The 20,381-nt window shown below is 55.2% G+C and carries 21 protein-coding genes; 8 read left to right on the forward strand and 13 right to left on the reverse strand.

Annotated elements, in window-relative coordinates:
* Positions 1-98: 98 nt before the first annotated feature.
* A complete protein-coding gene (gene mepM, locus G0034_RS13580) occupies positions 99-1,418 on the reverse strand; it encodes a murein DD-endopeptidase MepM (RefSeq protein WP_014884312.1) in 1,320 nt (439 codons plus the stop codon).
* 15 nt (positions 1,419-1,433) lie between these two features.
* Positions 1,434-2,378, reverse strand: a complete 945-nt coding sequence (gene znuA, locus G0034_RS13585; protein ID WP_179120964.1) for a zinc ABC transporter substrate-binding protein ZnuA — start codon at positions 2,376-2,378, stop codon at positions 1,434-1,436.
* A gap of 77 nt (positions 2,379-2,455) precedes the next feature.
* On the opposite strand from znuA, the gene znuC reads away from it, so the two are divergent.
* Positions 2,456-3,211 carry a zinc ABC transporter ATP-binding protein ZnuC gene (znuC, locus tag G0034_RS13590; RefSeq protein WP_014884314.1) on the forward strand — a complete coding sequence of 252 codons (756 nt, stop codon included), beginning with the start codon at positions 2,456-2,458 and terminating at the stop codon, positions 3,209-3,211.
* Positions 3,208-3,996, forward strand: coding sequence for a zinc ABC transporter permease subunit ZnuB (znuB, locus tag G0034_RS13595; protein WP_014884315.1), 789 nt, complete (start codon positions 3,208-3,210; stop codon positions 3,994-3,996). Before znuC ends, znuB begins: the two co-directional genes overlap by 4 nt.
* Before the next feature lie 143 nt (positions 3,997-4,139).
* On the opposite strand, the gene G0034_RS13600 is transcribed toward znuB, so the two are convergent.
* From G0034_RS13600 to aspS, 7 genes are all read right to left on the reverse strand, one after another.
* Positions 4,140-4,592: a hypothetical protein gene (locus tag G0034_RS13600; protein ID WP_014884316.1), complete on the reverse strand. Its 453-nt coding sequence runs from the start codon at positions 4,590-4,592 to the stop codon at positions 4,140-4,142.
* A 195-nt stretch (positions 4,593-4,787) separates the two neighbouring features.
* Positions 4,788-5,798: a Holliday junction branch migration DNA helicase RuvB gene (gene ruvB, locus G0034_RS13605; RefSeq protein WP_014884317.1), complete on the reverse strand. Its 1,011-nt coding sequence runs from the start codon at positions 5,796-5,798 to the stop codon at positions 4,788-4,790.
* A gap of 8 nt (positions 5,799-5,806) precedes the next feature.
* Positions 5,807-6,421: a Holliday junction branch migration protein RuvA gene (ruvA, locus tag G0034_RS13610; RefSeq protein ID WP_023330723.1), complete on the reverse strand. Its 615-nt coding sequence runs from the start codon at positions 6,419-6,421 to the stop codon at positions 5,807-5,809.
* A gap of 81 nt (positions 6,422-6,502) precedes the next feature.
* The gene (gene ruvC / locus G0034_RS13615; RefSeq protein ID WP_014884319.1) at positions 6,503-7,024 is read right to left on the reverse strand and encodes a crossover junction endodeoxyribonuclease RuvC; all 522 of its coding nucleotides are present in this window, start codon (positions 7,022-7,024) and stop codon (positions 6,503-6,505) included.
* Between the two features lie 34 nt (positions 7,025-7,058).
* Positions 7,059-7,799, reverse strand: coding sequence for a YebC/PmpR family DNA-binding transcriptional regulator (locus tag G0034_RS13620; protein WP_014884320.1), 741 nt, complete (start codon positions 7,797-7,799; stop codon positions 7,059-7,061).
* A 27-nt stretch (positions 7,800-7,826) separates the two neighbouring features.
* A complete protein-coding gene (gene nudB, locus G0034_RS13625; protein WP_047625630.1) occupies positions 7,827-8,270 on the reverse strand; it encodes a dihydroneopterin triphosphate diphosphatase in 444 nt (147 codons plus the stop codon).
* Position 8,271: 1 nt separating this feature from the next.
* Positions 8,272-10,044, reverse strand: a complete 1,773-nt coding sequence (gene aspS / locus G0034_RS13630) for an aspartate--tRNA ligase (RefSeq protein WP_014884322.1) — start codon at positions 10,042-10,044, stop codon at positions 8,272-8,274.
* 264 nt (positions 10,045-10,308) lie between these two features.
* Here aspS and G0034_RS13635 point away from each other — a divergent pair, with 264 nt between their 5' ends.
* The 5 genes from G0034_RS13635 to cmoB are packed head-to-tail and all read left to right on the forward strand — an operon-like array spanning position 10,309 to position 13,889.
* Complete coding sequence (locus G0034_RS13635) at positions 10,309-10,875, forward strand: hydrolase (protein WP_045268901.1); 567 nt, start codon at positions 10,309-10,311, stop codon at positions 10,873-10,875.
* Complete coding sequence (locus tag G0034_RS13640; RefSeq protein WP_045268902.1) at positions 10,872-11,690, forward strand: DUF72 domain-containing protein; 819 nt, start codon at positions 10,872-10,874, stop codon at positions 11,688-11,690. Before G0034_RS13635 ends, G0034_RS13640 begins: the two co-directional genes overlap by 4 nt.
* A 51-nt stretch (positions 11,691-11,741) precedes the next feature.
* Entirely contained in the window at positions 11,742-12,137 is a 396-nt protein-coding gene (locus G0034_RS13645) for an MAPEG family protein (RefSeq protein ID WP_014884325.1), read from the forward strand.
* 40 nt (positions 12,138-12,177) lie between these two features.
* Positions 12,178-12,921 (forward strand): carboxy-S-adenosyl-L-methionine synthase CmoA, encoded by a 744-nt coding sequence (cmoA, locus tag G0034_RS13650; protein WP_014884326.1) that lies wholly within the window; start codon positions 12,178-12,180, stop codon positions 12,919-12,921.
* Entirely contained in the window at positions 12,918-13,889 is a 972-nt protein-coding gene (gene cmoB, locus G0034_RS13655) for a tRNA 5-methoxyuridine(34)/uridine 5-oxyacetic acid(34) synthase CmoB (protein WP_045268903.1), read from the forward strand. The genes cmoA and cmoB overlap by 4 nt, the downstream gene beginning before the upstream one ends.
* Before the next feature lie 262 nt (positions 13,890-14,151).
* On the opposite strand, the gene cutC is transcribed toward cmoB, so the two are convergent.
* Both cutC and G0034_RS13665 read right to left on the reverse strand, forming a co-directional pair.
* Entirely contained in the window at positions 14,152-14,895 is a 744-nt protein-coding gene (gene cutC / locus G0034_RS13660) for a copper homeostasis protein CutC (RefSeq protein ID WP_045268904.1), read from the reverse strand.
* Between the two features lie 78 nt (positions 14,896-14,973).
* Complete coding sequence (locus G0034_RS13665; RefSeq protein ID WP_014884329.1) at positions 14,974-15,534, reverse strand: VOC family protein; 561 nt, start codon at positions 15,532-15,534, stop codon at positions 14,974-14,976.
* Between the two features lie 239 nt (positions 15,535-15,773).
* Between G0034_RS13665 and argS the strand changes: the two genes are divergently transcribed.
* Positions 15,774-17,507: an arginine--tRNA ligase gene (gene argS / locus G0034_RS13670; RefSeq protein WP_023330729.1), complete on the forward strand. Its 1,734-nt coding sequence runs from the start codon at positions 15,774-15,776 to the stop codon at positions 17,505-17,507.
* Positions 17,508-17,542: 35 nt separating this feature from the next.
* Here the strand turns inward: argS and bglB are convergent, their stop codons facing one another.
* Positions 17,543-18,682: a beta-galactosidase BglB gene (gene bglB, locus G0034_RS13675; RefSeq protein ID WP_045268917.1), complete on the reverse strand. Its 1,140-nt coding sequence runs from the start codon at positions 18,680-18,682 to the stop codon at positions 17,543-17,545.
* Positions 18,683-18,686: 4 nt separating this feature from the next.
* The gene (locus tag G0034_RS13680; RefSeq protein WP_045268905.1) at positions 18,687-20,270 is read right to left on the reverse strand and encodes an MFS transporter; all 1,584 of its coding nucleotides are present in this window, start codon (positions 20,268-20,270) and stop codon (positions 18,687-18,689) included.
* Between the last annotated feature and the right edge of the window lie 111 nt (positions 20,271-20,381).

Here is a 20,381-nt window from a genome sequence, read left to right on the forward strand (position 1 = left end):
CGCAAAATTTTATTGATAGTGTAGCGAGGCAGTCGTCCACGCACAAAAGAAAAAGCCGGCGCATACTGACACCGGCTTTTTTCACAAAAACAGAAGGCTTAGTTTAAGCTCAGCTGCGGTATCACCTCTTTCACCTGCGCCAGGTAATCAGAACGATCTTTACCCGTCAGGCCTTCGGTGCGTGGCAGTTTCGCCGTCAGCGGGTTTACGGCCTGTTGGTTAATCCACACTTCATAGTGCAGGTGCGGGCCGGTCGAGCGTCCGGTGTTGCCGGAGAGCGCGATACGGTCGCCACGTTTCACTTTCTGTCCAGGCTTAACCAGCAGTTTACGCAGGTGCATATAGCGGGTGGTGTAGGTACGACCGTGACGCACCGCGACATAGTAGCCTGCGGCACCGCTACGTTTAGCCACGACCACTTCACCATCACCCACAGCCAGCACCGGCGTGCCCTGCGGCATGGCAAAGTCAACGCCACGGTGTGGTGCGACGCGCCCGGTAACCGGGTTCAGACGACGCGGGTTAAAGTTAGAGGAAACGCGGAACTGTTTAGCCGTCGGGAAGCGCATAAAGCCTTTCGCCAGTCCCGTACCGCTGCGGTCGTAGAACTTACCGTCTTCGGCACGGATGGCGTAGTAATCTTTGCCATCAGAGCGCAGACGTACGCCCACCAGTTGGCTCTGCTCACGCTTGCCGTCGAGCATTTCGCGAGACATCAGCACGGAAAACTCATCGCCCTTCTTCAGCTTGCGGAAATCCATCTGCCACTGCATGGCTTTGATCACCGCACTGATTTCAGAGCTGGTGAGACCGGCATCACGGGCGCTGGAAACGAAGCTTCCGCCTACTGTGCCTTTCATCACGCTGTTCACCCAGTCGCCCTTCTGCATTTCACTGGTCATTTTGAAACCGTTTGCAGTGCGATCGTAGGTGCGGGTTTCACGGCGGGACATCTCCCAGGTTAACCGCTGGAGATCGCCATCCGCCGTTAAGGTCCAGGAGAGCTGTTGCCCTATTTTCAGGTTACGCAGGTCTTTATCTGCAGCAGCGAGCTGACTGATATTCCCCATGTCGATACCGTACTGATTGAGCACGCTGCTCAGCGTGTCACCGGTAGAGACAACATACTCGTGGATCCCGGCCTCGTTCTCGATTTTATCGTCCAGCTCATCCTGGGGAATCGCTTCATCTTCCTGAGCAGCCTGGTCGATAGGCTCACTGGCTTCAGGCAGTAAAGAACGGATCTCGCTCTTTTCAAGCTCGATGGTTTTGATGATAGGGGCAGAACTCGGGTGGTAAACATAGGGCCGCCAGACGGCGACCGCTAAGGTGAGTACTGTAAGCGACCCCAGCATAACGCGGTGGGGTCGAGGCAGATTGTTAAATGCCAGGGCGACAGAGCGGGCTATCTGTTGCACGTATTCACTTCCTCGTTAATCTCCTTTCAGGCAGCTCGCATACTGGTCCGCCAGTTGGCTGAGGAACTGCGAATAGCTCGCTTTGCTCAACTGGATATTCGTTCCTAGCGGGTCAAGGGTCCCCATGCGCACGGATGTCCCCCTGGCCACGGCTTCTACGACCGCTGGCCTGAACTGTGGCTCAGCAAAAACGCATGTCGCTTTTTGCTCAACCAACTGTGTTCTGATTTCATGTAAACGCTGCGCACCAGGTTGAATTTCAGGGTTGACGGTGAAGTGCCCAAGCGGGGTCAAACCATAGTGTTTTTCATAGTAGCCATAGGCGTCATGAAAAACGAAATACCCTTTTCCTTTCAACGGTGCGAGCTCATTACCTACCTGCTTATCGGTTGCGGCTAATTGCGCCTCAAAATCCTTCAGGTTGGCGTCTAGTTTGGCTCGACTTTGCGGCATAAGTTCCACTAATTTGTCGTGGATTGCAACCGCTGAAAGCCGCGCTATCTCTGGGGAAAGCCAGAGATGCATGTTGTACTCACCATGATGGTGATCTCCATCACCTTTTTCACCCTCTGCCGCGTGATGGTCATGTTCATCACCGTCGTCATCCGTGCCTTTCATGAGCAACGGTTTCACGCCGGAAAGCCCGGCAATCGCAACCTGTTTATCGCCTGAAATCTGTTTGGCCGACTTCTGCATAAACGCTTCCATCTCTGGTCCAATCCAGACGACTAAGTCCGCGTTTTGTAAGCGTTTTACATCTGAAGGGCGAAGAGAATAGTCATGCTCAGAGGCCCCGTCAGGCAGCAAAACCTGGGTTTCCGTCACCCCATCGGCAATGGCCGACGCGATGAATCCAAGCGGTTTAAGCGAAGCGACAACCGCCGCGTTAACATCTTGTGCGGTTGTACCCCAAAGGGCAGCGGATAATGCTGCGAAAAGAAGCGTATTTTTATGTAACATAATGCGACTAATCATCGTAGTGAATGCGTGGAATGTGATATTATAACATTCGTTGACTTCTTCAAGCTTAAATTGACATGACGACACTGGTTTCTCTCGATAATATTTCGGTCTCTTTCGGCCAGCGCCGCGTCCTCTCTGACGTGTCGCTGGATCTGAAGCCCGGCAAAATTCTGACGCTGCTTGGTCCTAATGGCGCAGGTAAATCCACGCTGGTACGGGTTGTACTGGGTCTGGTGACGCCCGATGAAGGTGTTATCACCCGCGAGGAAAAATTGCGTATCGGCTATGTGCCTCAGAAATTACATCTGGACGCCACGCTGCCTTTAACGGTGAGTCGCTTTCTGCGCCTGCGCCCCGGCACGCGGAAAGCCGATATTCTCCCGGCGCTGAAACGCGTACAGGCGGGCCACCTGATTGACGCGCCGCTGCAAAAACTTTCCGGGGGTGAGACGCAGCGCGTTTTGCTGGCGCGCGCGCTGTTGAGCAGCCCACAACTGCTGGTGCTTGATGAGCCTACCCAGGGGGTGGACGTTAATGGTCAGGTCGCGCTTTATGATTTGATCGATCAGCTTCGCCGTGAGCTGAATTGCGCCGTGCTGATGGTCTCCCACGATCTCCATCTTGTCATGGCGAAAACGGACGAAGTGCTGTGCCTTAACCATCATATTTGCTGTTCCGGCACGCCTGAAGTGGTCTCGATGCACCCGGAGTTTATCTCCATGTTTGGCCCTCGTGGCGCTGAACAGCTGGGAATTTACCGTCATCATCATAATCACCGCCATGATTTACAGGGACGAATTGTCCTGCGCCGGGGAAATGGACACTCATGATTGAACTGTTACTGCCCGGCTGGCTGGCCGGGATTATGCTTGCCTGCGCCGCGGGTCCACTCGGCTCATTTGTGGTCTGGCGCAGAATGTCCTATTTCGGTGATACCCTCGCGCACGCCTCTTTGCTGGGCGTGGCTTTTGGTTTACTGCTGGATGTAAATCCCTTCTACGCGGTGATTGTCGTCACCCTGCTGCTGGCAGCCGGGCTGGTCTGGCTGGAGAAACGTCCGCACCTCGCCATTGATACGCTGCTTGGCATTATGGCCCACAGCGCGCTCTCGCTGGGTCTGGTGGTGGTGAGTCTGATGTCGAATATCCGCGTCGACCTGATGGCCTATCTGTTTGGCGATCTGCTTGCCGTGACGCCGGAAGATTTAATTTCCATCGCCTTCGGTGTGGTGGTGGTACTCGGTATTCTGCTCTGGCAGTGGCGTAACCTGCTGGCGATGACCGTCAGCCCGGACCTGGCCTTCGTCGACGGCGTGAAGCTGCAGCGGGTTAAGCTACTGCTGATGCTGGTGACGGCATTAACCATCGGCGTGGCGATGAAGTTCGTCGGGGCGCTGATTATTACCTCGCTGCTGATCATCCCTGCCGCCACGGCGCGCCGTTTTGCCCGCACGCCGGAGCAGATGGCCGGTGTGGCCGTGATTATCGGGATGATTGCGGTAACGGGTGGGTTAACCTTCTCGGCGTTCTATGACACGCCTGCGGGGCCGTCAGTGGTGTTGTGTGCGGCGGTGTTGTTTATTTTTAGTATGATGAAAAAACAACCGAATGCCTGAATGAACGCTTGGCGCTTCCACAGAGGGTGGCGCTTCGCTTCATGTGCTGTGATCAACGCATGGCGGGACTTAAACCTCTGGAGTGCGCCCATGTTGGGTGCCAACGTAAATAAGCACCGATAAAATTATCGGTGCTTATTTTATTACCTGGTACACGTTGCTAAATGCAATTTGGCACCTGGGACGTTTATACCGCCTTCCATATCAAGACACTTGACAATACCATCGGTATCAACTTTTTTCAGCTGTCCGTTAACATAGTCCCAATGACTCGCAATAGGTTCATATTCGCGTATATAAACTTTGCCGCTTGCTGGTGCGAAGGCATATTCTGGATATGTTTCAAGCATCAGCATCCCATTCATAGCGAAATTGAGCTCACGAATATTCTGCAATTCTGGATTAGAACCACATGGCTCCATCACCGCCTGCTGGTAAGCAATGCCAGTCATACATAATTTTCGTCCGTTACTGGTATTTTCAAGTTTATTATCCACCATTTTCCATGTTTGGGTTCCGGAAATAGCGGCATTCGCGGCGCCAGACAAAGCCGCCATAGTCAGAGCGGCAATAGTCAGAGCCGTCATTGTTTTCATTTTGTTATTCCTGATGTGATGATGAAATTTATTCATAGCATGGATATCGCTATAAATTCATCATAGAGGGAATAAGCGAATTATCTAAAATGATAGGTAGGATAAATTTATCCAAAATAATATGGATGATAAATCAGATGAGGTAACTAATCGGTCAGCGTCGCAGGCGAAATTTAACATCCCGCCTGCTCATCATTACGGCATTGACGGTGGCGTAATGCCGAAATGATTCCACGCCCGCACCGTCGCCATACGACCACGCGGCGTACGCTGTAAGAATCCCTGCTGGATCAAATACGGCTCCAGAACATCCTCGATAGTTTCACGCTCTTCACCGATCGCCGCCGCCAGGTTATCCAGGCCGACCGGGCCGCCAAAGAATTTATCCAGCACCGCCAGCAGCAGTTTGCGGTCCATATAGTCAAAGCCTTCGGCATCGACGTTAAGCATATCCAGCGCCTGGGCGGCAATCTCTGCCGAAATGGTGCCATCGTGCTTCACTTCGGCAAAGTCGCGCACGCGACGCAGCAGGCGGTTGGCAATACGCGGCGTACCGCGCGAACGCTTCGCCACTTCAAAAGCGCCCTCTTCGCTCATCTCCAGCCCCATATAGCGCGCGCTACGACCGACAATATGCTGCAGGTCCGGCACCTGATAAAACTCCAGACGCTGCACGATACCGAAGCGGTCGCGCAATGGAGAGGTCAACGATCCGGCACGGGTCGTTGCGCCAATCAGGGTAAACGGCGGCAGATCGATCTTGATGGAGCGAGCAGCCGGGCCTTCACCAATCATGATATCCAGCTGGTAATCTTCCATTGCCGGATAGAGCACTTCCTCTACCACCGGAGACAGACGGTGGATTTCATCGATAAACAGTACGTCATGCGGTTCAAGGTTGGTCAGCATCGCCGCCAGATCGCCGGCTTTCTCCAGCACCGGGCCGGAGGTCGTGCGCAGGTTGACGCCCATTTCATTGGCAACGATATTCGCCAGCGTGGTTTTCCCCAACCCTGGCGGGCCAAAAATCAGCAGGTGATCGAGCGCATCGCCGCGCAGCTTTGCCGCCTGGATGAAAATCTCCATCTGGGAACGTACCTGCGGCTGGCCGATATACTCATCAAGCAGTTTCGGGCGGATCGCACGATCCACCACGTCTTCTGCCTGAAGGGTGCCTGCCGATACCAGGCGGTCTGCTTCAATCATCCTTTACCTCACAATGCAGCGCGCAGCGCTTCACGAATCAGGGTTTCACTGCTGGCATCCGGTTTGGCAATTTTGCTTACCATCCGACTGGCCTCCTGAGGTTTATAGCCCAGCGCCACCAGCGCGGCAACCGCTTCCTGCTCAGCGTCATCATCTGTTGACGGCGCCCCCGGTGACGTCAGAACCAGATCGGTCGCCGGGGTGAACAGATCGCCATGCAGACCTTTAAAGCGGTCTTTCATCTCAACAATCAGACGCTCGGCGGTTTTCTTACCAATCCCCGGGAGTTTAATCAGCGCCGCAGGATCTTCGCGCTCAACGGCATTCACGAACTGCGGAGCAGACATACCGGACAAAATCGCCAGCGCCAGCTTCGGCCCCACGCCGTTGGTTTTAATCAGCTCGCGGAACAGAGTACGTTCCTGCTTGTTGTTGAAGCCGTAAAGCAACTGAGCATCTTCACGCACCACGAACTGTGTAAAGACAATCGCCTCTTTACCCGCGTCCGGCAGCTCATAGAAGCAGGTCATTGGCATGTGGACTTCATAGCCCACGCCACCCACTTCCAGCAGCACTAACGGGGGTTGTTTTTCAATGATGATGCCTCTGAGTCTGCCTATCACGTGACGCTCCTGCGTTCTGGAAAATGTTTGACTGGCGACATAATAAAAAAAGGCTGGATGTTTATCCAGCCTGATTTCTCTTTATCGTAACCTGCCTCGCGCCAGATTGAGCCGCGATTCACTCATTTGCATCGCGTTCTGGCTGACGTGACAGTGGGTAATCGCAATGGCCAGCGCATCGGCGGCATCGGCCTGCGGGTTCGCGGGAAGCTTCAGCAAGGTACGCACCATATGCTGCACCTGGCTTTTCTCCGCGCTACCTATCCCCACCACCGTCTGCTTTACCTGACGTGCGGCATATTCGAACACCGGAAGATCCTGGTTCACGGCGGCAACAATCGCCACGCCGCGCGCCTGCCCCAGCTTTAGCGCCGAATCGGCGTTTTTTGCCATAAAGACCTGCTCAATGGCAAAAAAATCAGGCTGAAACTGGGTGATGATTTCCGACACGCCCGCATAAATCAGCTTCAGGCGCGACGGCAGATCGTCCACTTTGGTGCGAATACAGCCGCTGCCGAGGTAGGTTAGCTGGCGTCCCACCTGGCGGATAACGCCATAACCGGTGACGCGCGAGCCGGGGTCAATCCCAAGGATAATCGACATCACGCGTCTCCCGTAAACGGCTTATACGCTCTCATCAGAGAGTCGCTGCAACCTCATCAGAGATTTCACCGTTGTGATACACTTCCTGCACGTCGTCGCAGTCTTCGAGCATGTCGATCAGACGCAGCAGTTTTGGTGCAGTTTCCGCATCCATGTCCGCTTTGGTGGACGGGATCATGGAGACTTCAGCGTTGTCCGCTTTCAGACCCGCGGCTTCGAGTGCATCGCGCACGGCGCCCATCTCTTCCCACGCGGTGTAAACGTCAATTGCGCCATCATCGTAGGTCACCACGTCTTCCGCACCGGCTTCCAGGGCGGCTTCCATGATCACATCTTCGTCGCCTTTCTCGAAGGAGATGACGCCTTTTTTGCTGAACAGGTAAGAAACGGAACCGTCGGTACCCAGGTTGCCGCCGGTTTTAGTGAATGCATGGCGCACTTCCGCAACGGTACGGTTACGGTTGTCGGACAAACACTCAACCATTACGGCAGTACCGCCAGGGCCGTAACCTTCATAAATGATGGTTTCCATGTTCGCGTCTTCATCACCGCCTACACCACGTGCGATGGCACGGTTCAGGGTGTCACGCGTCATGTTGTTAGACAGCGCTTTGTCCACCGCCGCGCGCAGACGCGGGTTAGAGGCCGGATCGCCGCCGCCCAGACGTGCCGCTGTCACCAGCTCACGAATGATTTTGGTAAAGATCTTACCGCGTTTGGCATCCTGTGCCGCTTTACGGTGTTTGGTGTTGGCCCACTTACTATGACCTGCCATAAAAAGTTCTCCAAAAATCGCGCCTTCTCAGGCAGCGTTAATTACAAATTCTTCAATCGCCTGCCGGTTGCTCCACGACTTGGTCAGTGCGGCGGCATCCGTCGCATCCACCCAGCGGTAGTTCAGGTGTTCGGTAAACACGATCTCCCGCTCATGGGGGAGCGCGAGACAGAACCACGATTCCGTATTGCGCTCAATACCCGGCGCGTAGCGATGACGTAAATGGCTAAAAATTTCAAACTCCACCGTGCGCTGACAGTCCTTCAGGGTCAGTTGCTCGCGAACAACATCAATGGTGACCTCTTCCTTTACTTCACGCGCGGCGGCCTGCGGCGCGGTTTCCCCCTCTTCCAGGCTGCCGGTAACCGACTGCCAGAAATCAGGATCGTCGCGCCGCTGCAACATTAGCACCCGCTTCGTGTCCTGGGCATAAATGACAACTAAGACAGAAACGGGAAGCTTGTATGTCATATCAGTTTTTCTCTTCCTTCTTCACCACCTCAATGCCCAGCTCAGCCAGTGCAGTCGGGTTAGCAAAGCTTGGCGCTTCGGTCATCAGACACGCTGCGGCAGTGGTTTTCGGGAAGGCAATAACATCACGAATGTTATCGGTGCCGGTCAGCAGCATGGTCAGACGGTCAAGACCGAAAGCCAGACCTGCGTGTGGCGGTGTACCGTATTTCAGGGCGTCCAGCAGGAAGCCAAATTTCTCGCGCTGCTCCTGTTCGTTAATGCCCAGGATGCCGAACACGGTCTGCTGCATTTCGCCGCTGTGAATACGCACGGAACCCCCGCCCACTTCGTAGCCGTTGATCACCATGTCGTAGGCGTTTGCCACCGCATCTTCCGGAGACGCTTTCAGCTCTGCCGCCGTCATGTCTTTTGGCGAGGTGAACGGGTGGTGCATCGCGGTCAAGCCGCCTTCACCGTCGTCTTCAAACATCGGGAAGTCGATAACCCACAGCGGTGCCCATTTGGTTTCGTCGGTCAGGCTGAGGTCTTTGCCCAGCTTCAGACGCAACGCGCCCATCGCATCGGCAACCACTTTCTTGTTGTCTGCGCCGAAGAAGATCATGTCGCCATCCTGCGCGCCGGTGCGCTCAAGGATCGCTTCCACGATGTCCGCATTCAGGAACTTCGCAACCGGGCTGGTGATCCCTTCCAGACCTTTCGCACGCTCGGTTACTTTAATATAGGCCAGACCTTTCGCGCCGTAGATCTTAATGAAGTTGCCGTAGTCGTCGATCTGCTTACGGCTCAGTGCCGCACCGCCCGGTACGCGCAGGGCTGCAACACGGCCTTTCGGATCGTTAGCCGGGCCGGCGAATACCGCGAACTCAACGGATTTCACCAGGTCTGCAACATCCACCAGCTCCATCGGGTTACGCAGGTCTGGTTTGTCGGAACCGTAACGACGCTCGGCTTCGGCGAAGGTCATGATCGGGAAATCGCCCAGCTCGACGCCTTTCACGTCATTCCACAGGCTACGCACCAGCGCTTCCATCACTTCACGCACCTGCTCGGCGGTCATGAAGGAGGTTTCCACATCGATCTGGGTGAATTCTGGCTGACGGTCAGCACGCAGGTCTTCGTCGCGGAAACATTTGACGATCTGATAGTAGCGATCGAAACCGGACATCATCAGCAGCTGTTTGAACAGCTGTGGAGACTGTGGCAGCGCGTAGAATTTGCCTTTATGTACGCGGGATGGGACCAGATAATCGCGCGCACCTTCCGGTGTGGCTTTGGTCAGCATCGGGGTTTCGATATCGAGGAAACCGTGGTCATCCATGAAACGGCGCACGAGGCTGGTGATTTTCGCACGGGTTTTCAGGCGCTGGGCCATCTCCGGACGACGCAGATCCAGGTAGCGGTATTTCAGACGCGCTTCTTCCGTGTTGACGTGGTTGGAGTCCAGCGGCAGCGCTTCAGCACGGTTAATGATAACCAGATCGGACGCCAGCACTTCAATGGCACCCGTCGCCATGTCTGCGTTGACGTTTTTCTCGTCACGCGCACGCACGGTACCGGTGACCTGAATGCAGAACTCATTACGCAGCTCAGAAGCCAGCTTCAACGCATCCGCACGATCCGGGTCGAAGAACACCTGAACGATACCTTCACGGTCGCGCATATCGATGAAAATAAGGCTACCAAGATCACGACGACGGTTGACCCAACCACACAGGGTGACCTGCTGTCCGACGTGGGACTGACGCAGCTGCCCGCAATATTCTGTACGCATGAGATATCCCTTAATTAGCCGCAGGCTAAATGTCGCCTGGAATGCAGGCTACTATGTCGCAGCTTTCTGTATGTCACAACTGGATGAAAAAAGGCGGCTATTATACTGGAAATTCCGCCGGACGATAAGAGCGAACCACGGCCTGACGGTCGTTTGCTGCACTCTTATTGCGCATTCTCACAAAAATTAACAAAATTATCCGACCCATTACAGGTCATCACGTCGTATGGTGTTACGGAAGTGATTCATTTAACGGGAGTAACGATGTTAACACTGGATGCCAGCAAAACCGCGCTTGTGGTGATTGATTTACAGGAAGGGATCCTGCCCTTTGCCGGTGGCCCGCACGCTGCGGATGATGTGGTTAGCCGCGCCGCTCGTCTGGCGGAAAAATGCCGTGCCAGCGGTGCCCCTGTAGTCATGGTGCGCGTCGGCTGGTCCGCTGATTTCGCCGAGGCGTTAAAACAGCCCGTTGATGCACAGGCGCCCGCCCATGCCCTGCCGGAAAACTGGTGGACGTATCCGGTGTCGCTAGGCAAACGCGACAGCGATATCGAAGTGACCAAACGTCAATGGGGCGCATTCTACGGAACCGATCTGGAACTGCAGCTCCGCCGTCGTGGTATCGACACCCTTATCCTGTGCGGCATTTCCACCAACATCGGCGTGGAGTCTACCGCCCGTAACGCCTGGGAGCTGGGCTTTAACCTGGTCATTGCAGAAGATGCCTGCAGCGCGGCTTCCGCGGAACAGCATCAGGGCAGCATGACCCATATCTTCCCGCGTATCGGACGCGTGCGCAACACGGACGAGATCCTCAGCGCGCTATGATGTATGTGGGGTTACCCCAGTGGTCGCACCCGAAATGGGTGCGCCTGGGCATCACCGGCCTGGAAGAATATGCCCGACACTTCAACTGTGTCGAGGGCAACACGACCCTCTACGCGCTGCCTAAAGCGGAGATTGTTGAACGCTGGCGGGAGCAAACGACCGACGATTTCCGGTTCTGCTTTAAGTTTCCGGCGACCATCTCCCACAACGCCGCGCTGCGCAACTGCGGGGATTTAACCGAAGAATTCTTTTCGCGCATGTCGCCACTGGCGAACCGGATTGGGCAATACTGGCTCCAGCTTCCCGCCACGTTCGGCCCTCGCGATCTGCCTGCCCTGTGGCAGTTTCTGGATAGCCTGCCCCGCGAGTTTACCTACGGCGTGGAGGTCAGGCATGCTGAATTTTTTGCCAAAGGTGAAGCAGAAATAGCGCTCAACCGCGGCCTGCTGGAACGTGCGGTCAACCGTGTCATTCTTGACAGTCGCCCCGTCCACAGTGCAATCCCGCACAGTGAAGCGATTGTGGATGCACAACGCAAAAAACCGAAAGTGCCGGTCCACGCCATCGTCACCGCGCAAAACCCGATGGTCAGGTTCATCGGTAGCGACAACATGCAGCAAAATCAGGCGATGTTCGCCGTCTGGCTGCAAAAATTAGCAAAGTGGGAGCAAACCACTACGCCCTATCTCTTTTTGCACACACCGGATATTGCGCAGGCACCCGAACTGGTCGATGCTCTCTGGCAGGCCTTGCAGGCCGCGGTTCCCGCCGTGGGCAACGCCCCCTCCATTCCACAACAATCTTCTCTTTTCTGATATCACCCCCTATCATAGTGAAGTGCCATCTGCCAAAAACAGGGAGTTTGTATGGTCAGCGCGCTGTATGCGGTGTTAGGTGCATTACTGCTGATTAAGTTTTCATTTGATGTTGTGCGTCTGAGAATGCAGTACCGCGTTTCTTATGGTGACGGCGGTTTTTCGGAACTGCAAAGCGCTATCCGCATTCACGGTAATGCGGTCGAATACATCCCCGTCGCCTTGATTTTACTGCTGTTTATGGAGATGAATGGCGCAGAAACCTGGATGGTTCACGTCTGTGGCCTGCTTCTGATTGCTGGCCGGCTAATGCATTATTATGGCTTTCACCACCGCTTATTCCGCTGGCGTCGTTCCGGCATGAGCGCGACCTGGTGTTCGCTTTTGCTGATGGTGCTGGCTAACCTTTGGTATATGCCGTGGGAGTTGGTTTTCTCCCTCCATTAGCGCACAATACGCCACTTTATTTTTCCCGGATTTTTACGTTATGTCAGATCGCGACACGCTTTTTTCCGCGCCTATCGCCAGCCTGGGCGACTGGACCTTCGATGAACGGGTAGCCGAAGTCTTCCCGGATATGATCCAGCGCTCTGTTCCCGGTTATTCCAATATTATCTCTATGATCGGTATGCTGGCTGAGCGCTTCGTTCAACCCGGCACGCAGGTCTATGACCTGGGCTGCTCGCTCGGCGCGGCAACGCTGTCGGTACGTCGTAACGTTCATCATGAAGATTGCCGAATCATTGCCGTCGACAACTCCCCGGCGATGGTAGAACGCTGCCGTCGCCATATTGATGCGTATAAAGCCCCTGTACCGGTGGACGTCGTCGAAGGCGATATTCGTGAGATTGAAATTCACAACGCGTCGATGGTCATCCTGAATTTTACCCTGCAGTTCCTGGTGCCTGAAGACCGTCAGCTGCTGCTGGACAAAATTTACCAGGGGCTAAATCCCGGCGGCGCGCTGGTGCTTTCCGAGAAATTCAGCTTTGAGGATGCCGACGTTGGCGAACTGCTGTTCAATATGCACCACGATTTTAAACGTGCGAACGGTTACAGCGAGCTGGAGATCAGCCAGAAGCGCAGCATGCTGGAAAACGTGATGCTGACAGACTCCGTAGAAACCCACAAAGCACGCCTGCGCAAAGCCGGATTTGAGCATAGCGAACTGTGGTTCCAGTGCTTTAACTTTGGCTCACTGGTGGCGCTAAAAGCCGGAGATGCAGCATGATTGAGTTCAGTAATTTCTATCAGCTGATAGCTAAAAACCATCTGTCTCACTGGCTGGAAACTCTGCCCGCGCAGATTGCCGCCTGGCAGCGCGATCAGCAGCACGGCCTGTTAAAGCAGTGGTCAAATGCGGTGGAGTATCTGCCAGAGCTGACCCCGCATCGTCTGGACCTGCTTCACAGCGTCACCGCAGAAAGCGAAGCACCGCTCCCGGCCGGGCAGATCAACCGCATCGAAACGCTGATGCGTAACCTGATGCCGTGGCGCAAAGGGCCTTTCTCGCTCTACGGGGTGAACATCAACACCGAATGGCGCTCCGACTGGAAATGGGATCGCGTTCTGCCTCATCTGTCTGACCTGACCGGGCGCACTATTCTGGACGTGGGCTGCGGCAGCGGTTACCACATGTGGCGCATGATTGGCGCAGGCGTGCATCTGGCAGTCGGTATCGACCCAATGCAGCTGTTCCTTTGCCAGTTTGAAGCAGTGCGTAAACTGCTGGGCAACGACCAGCGCGCCCACCTGCTGCCGCTGGGAATTGAGCAACTTCCTGCCCTGAAAGCGTTTGATACCGTATTTTCCATGGGCGTGCTCTATCATCGTCGCTCCCCGCTTGAACATCTGTGGCAGTTGAAAGATCAGCTGGTCAGCGGCGGCGAACTGGTACTGGAAACGCTGGTGATCGAAGGTGACGAACATGCTGTTCTGGTGCCGGGCGATCGCTACGCCCAGATGCGTAACGTCTACTTTATCCCGTCCGCGCTGGCATTGAAGAACTGGCTGGAGAAGTGCGGTTTTGTGGATGTGCGGATTGCCGATGTCAGCGTGACGTCACTCGAGGAGCAGCGCCGCACCGACTGGATGATCACCGAGTCGCTGGAGCAGTTCCTTGACCCGGCCGACCACAGCAAAACCATCGAAGGCTATCCGGCGCCGATGCGTGCGGTATTGATCGCGACGAAGCCGTAACCCTTTAGCTGGGTGACGGCTACGCCTTACCCGGCCTACGCGTCGCACGTTTTCTCCAAAATAGTTCAAGTTGCAGCAAGGCGGCAACGCAGCGAATCCCCGGGAGCTTACATCAGTAAGTGACCGGGGTGAGCGAGGCGGCCAACGCGGCTGCGGCTTGAAATATGAAGGAGAAAAAAAGGCCCCTGTGTAATTTGCAGGGGCCTGGTACAAGCAAGCATCATATTGGGCGACATGATGCGCGGTAAAAATCGGTACGTTGCTACACGTGATAGCGCTCAATCAGCGACTTCATTTCCGCAACCGACTCTCCATCTACACCGTAGCGTGAATACTCATCCGCTTCAGCATCCGTCGACATTGACAGCCCTGTATTGCGATAACGCATGGGTGAAGGTATCCATTTCCCCGCAGAGCTGTGAAGCTCTTCCACCCCGGCGTTTAAAAACCGTTCCAGATTGCCGGCACGGACTCCCGCACCCGCCATTATTATTGGAACACCGGAATGGGCTTTTAGTTCCATAATTAATTGCAGACCTTTTTCAGCAGAAGACTGTTGCCCTGATGTCAGAACGCGCGCCACACCCAGTTCGGCAAGGGTATCAAACGCTTGCAGTGGGTTTTTGCACATATCAAACGCACGATGAAACGTCACGGCCATTCCTTTTGCGGCGTCCATCACCTGACGCATACGCGGCAGATCGACCTCACCGTCTTCATCCAGCAGGCCGGTCACCAGCCCGGGGAACCCGAGGTCACGAACAAGGGCGATATCTTCAAGCATGGCACTGAACTCACCCGACGTATAACAAAAATCACCGCCGCGAGGACGAATAATGGGGTGTACCGGAAGGGTGACGGCCTTACGGGCCGACGTCAGCACGCCGTATGAGGGCGTTAACCCTCCTTCTTTCGGGGCGGCGCACAGTTCAATGCGATCGGCCCCTTTCCGTTGCGCGGTGACGGCACACTCCACGCTATAACAACAAATCTCCAGCAGCGCCATCGACTCCTCCTTAAAATCGGCTTAACGCGCCATCATGGCACGCCTCTTGTTTTGGGTCTCAGCGACGAGTCACAACTCTCAGGCTTCGCTGGCAACGATCTGCTCAATGGTCCACGGATGAAATTTCACCGTCACCTGCCCGTCAGTCACGGCCAGCGTCGGATTAGGCAGACGCTCACGCTCGCCTTTGGGCGAACTTGTCTTCACAAAAATGCCCGGCTGGCTTAAGCCCTCGTCTGAGAGCAGGGCCAGCGCGCGCGCGTTCAACGTTTCCGGCTCACCCGGCAGGACGATTTCGATATGCTCCCAGCCTTCGTGCGGGTAACGTTTTTCACCCGGCCATGGCAGTTCTACAACGGTGAATTGCCAGTGCGCCACGCAGACCGGTTCATGCAGTTTGAACAGACAAATGGGACGACCATTAATCATGTTCTCAGAAAGCAACTCACCACACTGTTCAAACCCGCGACGCCAGCGCTCGGCAGTCGCATTTTGATGGCAGCGCAAAGAGATGTGATCGGCCTCAAGCGGCGCGATATCCAGACCAAGACGGGTGGCAAGTTCTGTGAACGCCTGGGTGAAGCGCGGTAAATCTGCGGAAATATCATGCAGTTCGTCAATGGATTGCCAGTTCGCCATACGTCAGTCTCTTTTCATGTCGCAAAGCCGCTAATTTACTCTGTTGCCCTGTTTCGACCAACCTCTGAATCGCGGTTTTTACGACTGCATGTTTATGCACCTCTTCTCTGGCTGGATTCTGAGCAATCTTCGGGCCCCGCAATGCTGACGGCAGAAGGCATTTGCAGTATACTCCCGCCCTAAATTCTTTAACTGGCGCGGGCGGTTGTAGGCCCGCATCAAAAACGTAAGGTATCCAGGTGAATATTCAGGCTCTTCTCTCCGAAAAAGTCAGTCAGGCACTGATTGCCGCAGGTGCGCCTGCGGATTGCGAACCACAGGTTCGTCAGTCAGCAAAAGTACAGTTTGGCGACTATCAGGCTAATGGCGTGATGGCAGTGGCTAAAAAACTGGGCATGCCGCCGCGACAGCTCGCTGAGCAGGTATTGACGCATCTGGATCTCACCGGTATCGCCAGCAAAACCGAAATCGCTGGCCCGGGCTTTATCAACATTTTCCTGGAGCCTGCATTCCTGGCAAGCCACGTTGACGCGGCGCTGAAATCAGACCGTCTGGGTGTCTCCCGACCACAAGCGCAGACGGTGGTGATCGACTACTCTGCCCCGAACGTGGCGAAAGAGATGCACGTTGGCCACCTGCGTTCCACCATCATTGGTGATGCCGCGGTGCGCACGCTTGAGTTTCTCGGTCACAAGGTAATCCGCGCAAACCACGTTGGCGACTGGGGTACCCAGTTCGGCATGCTGATTGCTTACCTGGAAAAACAGCAGCAGGAAAACGCGGGCGAAATGGCGCTGGCGGACCTGGAAGGGTTCTACCGCGAAGCGAAAAAGCATTACGACGAAGACGAAACCTTTGCCGAGCGCGCGCGCAGCTACGTCGTCAAGCTGCAGGGCGGGGATCAATACTTCCTCGAGATGTGGCGCAAGCTGGTGGACATCACCATGTCCCAGAACCAGCTTACCTATAACCGTCTGAACGTGACCCTGACCCGTGATGATGTGATGGGTGAGAGCCTTTATAACCCAATGCTGCCGGGCATTGTGGCGGACCTGAAAGCGAAAAACCTGGCGGTTGAGAGCGAAGGTGCAACGGTCGTGTTCCTTGATGAGTACAAAAACAAGGAAGGTGAACCGATGGGCGTGATCATCCAGAAAAAGGATGGCGGCTATCTCTACACCACCACCGATATCGCCTGCGCGAAGTACCGTTACGAAACCCTGCATGCTGACCGTGTGCTGTACTACATCGACTCCCGTCAGCACCAGCACCTGATGCAGGCCTGGACTATCGTGCGTAAAGCCGGTTACGTACCGGATTGCGTTCCGCTGGAACACCACATGTTCGGCATGATGCTCGGTAAAGACGGCAAGCCGTTCAAAACCCGTGCGGGTGGTACCGTGAAGCTGTCTGACCTGCTGGATGAAGCGCTGGAGCGCGCCCGTCGTCTGGTGGCAGAGAAGAACCCGGACATGCCTGCCGACGAGCTGGAAAAACTGGCTAACGCCGTCGGTATCGGCGCGGTGAAATACGCGGATCTCTCTAAAAACCGTACCACCGACTATATCTTCGACTGGGATAACATGCTGGCGTTTGAAGGCAACACGGCGCCTTACATGCAATATGCTTACACCCGCGTGCTCTCGGTGTTCCGTAAGGCGAACATTGATGAAAACGTGCTGGCGAATGCGACCGTGACCATCACGGAAGATCGTGAAGCCCAGCTGGCGGCGCGTCTGCTGCAGTTTGAAGAGACGCTGACGGTTGTCGCCCGTGACGGTACGCCGCACGTTATGTGCGCTTACCTGTACGATCTGGCGGGTCTGTTCTCCGGCTTCTACGAGCACTGCCCTATTCTGTCTGCGGAAAATGAATCGGTCCGCAACAGCCGCCTGAAGCTGGCGCAGCTGACGGCGAAGACCCTGAAGCTGGGTCTGGATACCCTGGGTATCGAAACCGTAGAGCGTATGTAATACAAAAAACCCGGCAGCCGCCGGGTTTTTTATTATCAGAAATACTTCCGCAAATACTCCGTCAGACACAGAATCGCCATGGCCTGTCCGTAGGGCATCGACGTCAGCGGGATTTGGCGATAAAACGCCTGGTCACTGCCCATCCCCGTGCCGAACGAGGTTTGCAATAACTCCCCTTCCGGCGAGATATTTTTCACGATGCCGCGAATCGCTTTTTCAGCAACGTCAGCATACGCAGGCGCAACATAGCGCTTACGCACCGCTTTCAGGATCCCGTAGGCAAACCCGGCCGTCGCGGACGCCTCCAGGTACGAGCCCGGATCGTCCAGCAGGGTATGCCACAAGCCGCTCTCGTCCTGACACTTTGCCAGCGCGGCAATTTGCGCATTCAATACCTGCACCAGATAACGGCGCACGGCGTTGTTTTCCGGCAAATCAATCAGTTCGAGGAAATCCGGAATCACGATGGTGAGCCAGCTGTTGCCCCTCGCCCAGCGGGCATGAGCAAAGTTATGGTTGCCGTCGTAACTCCAGCCGTGGAACCACAGGCCCGTCTCCCGGTCCATCAGGTTCTGCACGTGCAGCAGGAACTGATACACCGCCTCTTCAACGTACTCCGGTTTGTTGAGCAGTTTGCCGATTTTCGCCAGCGGCAACACCGTCATCATCAGCGTGTCATCCCACATCTGCTGATGATTCTCTTCCGCCAGGGTGATGTGCTGCATGCCACCGTGATCGGTGCGCGGCATCTCGGTCATCGCCCATTCCGCCCAGCTTTCCAGCCACGGCAGCCAGGCCGAGTTTTTGGTCTCTTCATAACGACAGGCCAGCGTCAGGAACGGCGACATCGTATTGACGTTTTTGGTGGTGGCACCTTCAGCAAAACGGTCAGCAAACCAGCTGTCGATAATGTCGCGCATGCCTGCGTCACCGGTCTGGCAGTAATACTGCCAGATACCGTACAAACCAACGCCGTGCGTCCATTCCCATCCGGCCCAGCCTTTGGTGTCGATCACGCGCCCGTCGTCCAGCCGCAGCAAAAACTCACCCGTCTTGTCGTGGATATTGACCAGGTTATGCGTCACCTTTTGAATCAGTGCTTTCAGCTCATCTCTGGCAATAAAGCGTTCAGGTTGACGCAATAACGGGCTATGTTTGACAGGCCAAACTTTCATCATCTTAACCTCTGTTGTATGTCGAATTCAGTACTTCACGATCCTTCAGCGAAGGTGCGGCTGGCTTATTGCGATTCAGATAACCGATGTTGTTATTACCCCACAGTGACGCATACGGCATACCGGCCAGCATCTCGACAGTGGCGCGGGCGTGCGGCGTCGCTGATTCCGGTATCGCATGACCCCACGCACGCATTTTCGCGGTCTCCTCGCGCAGCGTGCTGTGGGTCTGTAAATTCAGTCTGAAGCGCAGAGAAACGAGGAATCCGCAGAACAGCACCAGGAGGGTGCCCACACTCAGGATCATCAAAATGGTATGGCTCACTTCCGCAGGCTGTACTTTCTGACCGCTGACAAAGCCGGACATCTGCATCACGATGCCCACCAGCATCACCGCACCGGCCTGAGAGGCTTTACGGGTGAGGGTCATGATGCCGGCGAAGATCCCTTCGCGGCGCTGACCGGTGATCACTTCGTCCACATCAGCGATGTAGGTATAGGTATTCCACGGCACGTAGTTGATACCGCCGCGGCCAAGACCGGCAATGGCAGAAACCAGCAGCAGCAGAGAATAGATGTCGCTCAGCCCGGCATAATAGAGGACGGCGTAAGAAAGAGAGGCCAGGCCAAACAGTAACACCACCATGCGGTAGGACGGCGCAGGACCAAAGCGAATGCACAGCGGGATCATCCCGAGCACGGCGAGAAACTGGAAGATGGCCATCGTACCGAGCAGGTTAGAGGCCATTGAGGCTTCCTGCATCAGCACAAACACCACGTAGTAGGTGAAGACCGCGTTAAATACATCCTGCGCAATGTAGCCGCCGAGATACATCCCCAGATGCTGGCGGAAAATTTTAATTCGCAGCGTAGAACTCAATTCCACGAACAGACGATTGAGGCTCTGGCCCAGCGTCAGCTTCTTCTTCTCTTCTTCAGCCCGCAGCGCCGCTTCGGACCATTCCTCACGCGGACGTTCCCAGGTAAAGCACCAGACGAAAATGAGCATCAGGGCGCACAGAACGGAGAAAACCAGGCTTGAATAGAAGAAGGAGACCGCATTGTCTTTACCGAAATGCGTGAGCAATATCCCGGGCAGAAAGGAGGCCAGAATGGCGGACATCTGCGCCATGGAGATACGCGCCCCGGAGAACTTGGTTTTCTGTTTGAAGTCATCGGTCATTTCCGGCACCAGCGTCTCGTACGGCACCAGAATCATGGTGTAGACAATATCAAACACCAGATAAGTCAGCAGGTAATACCAGAAATTCATGTCCCCCACCCACATCAGCGAGTAGCTGAACACGCACGGGATCCCCAGCAGAATAAAGAATTTACGGCGACCAAAGCGCTTTCCGAGCCAGGTCGTACCGAAGTTGTCCGTCAAAAACCCCATTAACGGACTGACAACGGCATCCAGCACCCGTGCCGCGGCAAAAATGAACGTTGCTTCAATCGGTGTGAGTCCACAGAAGGTGGTGTAAAAATACAAAAGCCAGGCCGCCGTCAGGGCGGTGGTACCCGCCCCGAGGAAATCACCTGACCCGTATGCAAGATAATTTGCGAGTCCAATTTTACGTGTTTTCATTGCCGTCAACCCTAATCAATGTTGGGAGACTCCCTGTAAGCAAACCTCGTCCGGGAGCTTTTACACGGCTACAGTAAAGGCATCGACTTCCTGATACCTTTCTGTTTCTGC

The organism is Enterobacter sp. T2 (assembly GCF_010692925.1).
Lineage (GTDB): Bacteria > Pseudomonadota > Gammaproteobacteria > Enterobacterales > Enterobacteriaceae > Enterobacter > Enterobacter kobei.

Excerpts from the sequence above, each read along its gene's own strand:
- znuA (WP_179120964.1), bottom strand. The coding sequence starts at position 2,378 with ATGTTACATAAAAATACGCTTCTTTTCGCAGCATTATCCGCTGCCCTT.
- znuC (WP_014884314.1), top strand. The coding sequence starts at position 2,456 with ATGACGACACTGGTTTCTCTCGATAATATTTCGGTCTCTTTCGGCCAG.
- znuB (WP_014884315.1), top strand. The coding sequence starts at position 3,208 with ATGATTGAACTGTTACTGCCCGGCTGGCTGGCCGGGATTATGCTTGCC.
- G0034_RS13600 (WP_014884316.1), bottom strand. The coding sequence starts at position 4,592 with ATGAAAACAATGACGGCTCTGACTATTGCCGCTCTGACTATGGCGGCT.
- ruvB (WP_014884317.1), bottom strand. The coding sequence starts at position 5,798 with ATGATTGAAGCAGACCGCCTGGTATCGGCAGGCACCCTTCAGGCAGAA.
- ruvC (WP_014884319.1), bottom strand. The coding sequence starts at position 7,024 with ATGTCGATTATCCTTGGGATTGACCCCGGCTCGCGCGTCACCGGTTAT.
- G0034_RS13620 (WP_014884320.1), bottom strand. The coding sequence starts at position 7,799 with ATGGCAGGTCATAGTAAGTGGGCCAACACCAAACACCGTAAAGCGGCA.
- nudB (WP_047625630.1), bottom strand. The coding sequence starts at position 8,270 with ATGACATACAAGCTTCCCGTTTCTGTCTTAGTTGTCATTTATGCCCAG.
- aspS (WP_014884322.1), bottom strand. The coding sequence starts at position 10,044 with ATGCGTACAGAATATTGCGGGCAGCTGCGTCAGTCCCACGTCGGACAG.
- G0034_RS13635 (WP_045268901.1), top strand. The coding sequence starts at position 10,309 with ATGTTAACACTGGATGCCAGCAAAACCGCGCTTGTGGTGATTGATTTA.
- G0034_RS13640 (WP_045268902.1), top strand. The coding sequence starts at position 10,872 with ATGATGTATGTGGGGTTACCCCAGTGGTCGCACCCGAAATGGGTGCGC.
- G0034_RS13645 (WP_014884325.1), top strand. The coding sequence starts at position 11,742 with ATGGTCAGCGCGCTGTATGCGGTGTTAGGTGCATTACTGCTGATTAAG.
- cmoA (WP_014884326.1), top strand. The coding sequence starts at position 12,178 with ATGTCAGATCGCGACACGCTTTTTTCCGCGCCTATCGCCAGCCTGGGC.
- cmoB (WP_045268903.1), top strand. The coding sequence starts at position 12,918 with ATGATTGAGTTCAGTAATTTCTATCAGCTGATAGCTAAAAACCATCTG.
- cutC (WP_045268904.1), bottom strand. The coding sequence starts at position 14,895 with ATGGCGCTGCTGGAGATTTGTTGTTATAGCGTGGAGTGTGCCGTCACC.
- G0034_RS13665 (WP_014884329.1), bottom strand. The coding sequence starts at position 15,534 with ATGGCGAACTGGCAATCCATTGACGAACTGCATGATATTTCCGCAGAT.
- bglB (WP_045268917.1), bottom strand. The coding sequence starts at position 18,682 with ATGAAAGTTTGGCCTGTCAAACATAGCCCGTTATTGCGTCAACCTGAA.
- G0034_RS13680 (WP_045268905.1), bottom strand. The coding sequence starts at position 20,270 with ATGAAAACACGTAAAATTGGACTCGCAAATTATCTTGCATACGGGTCA.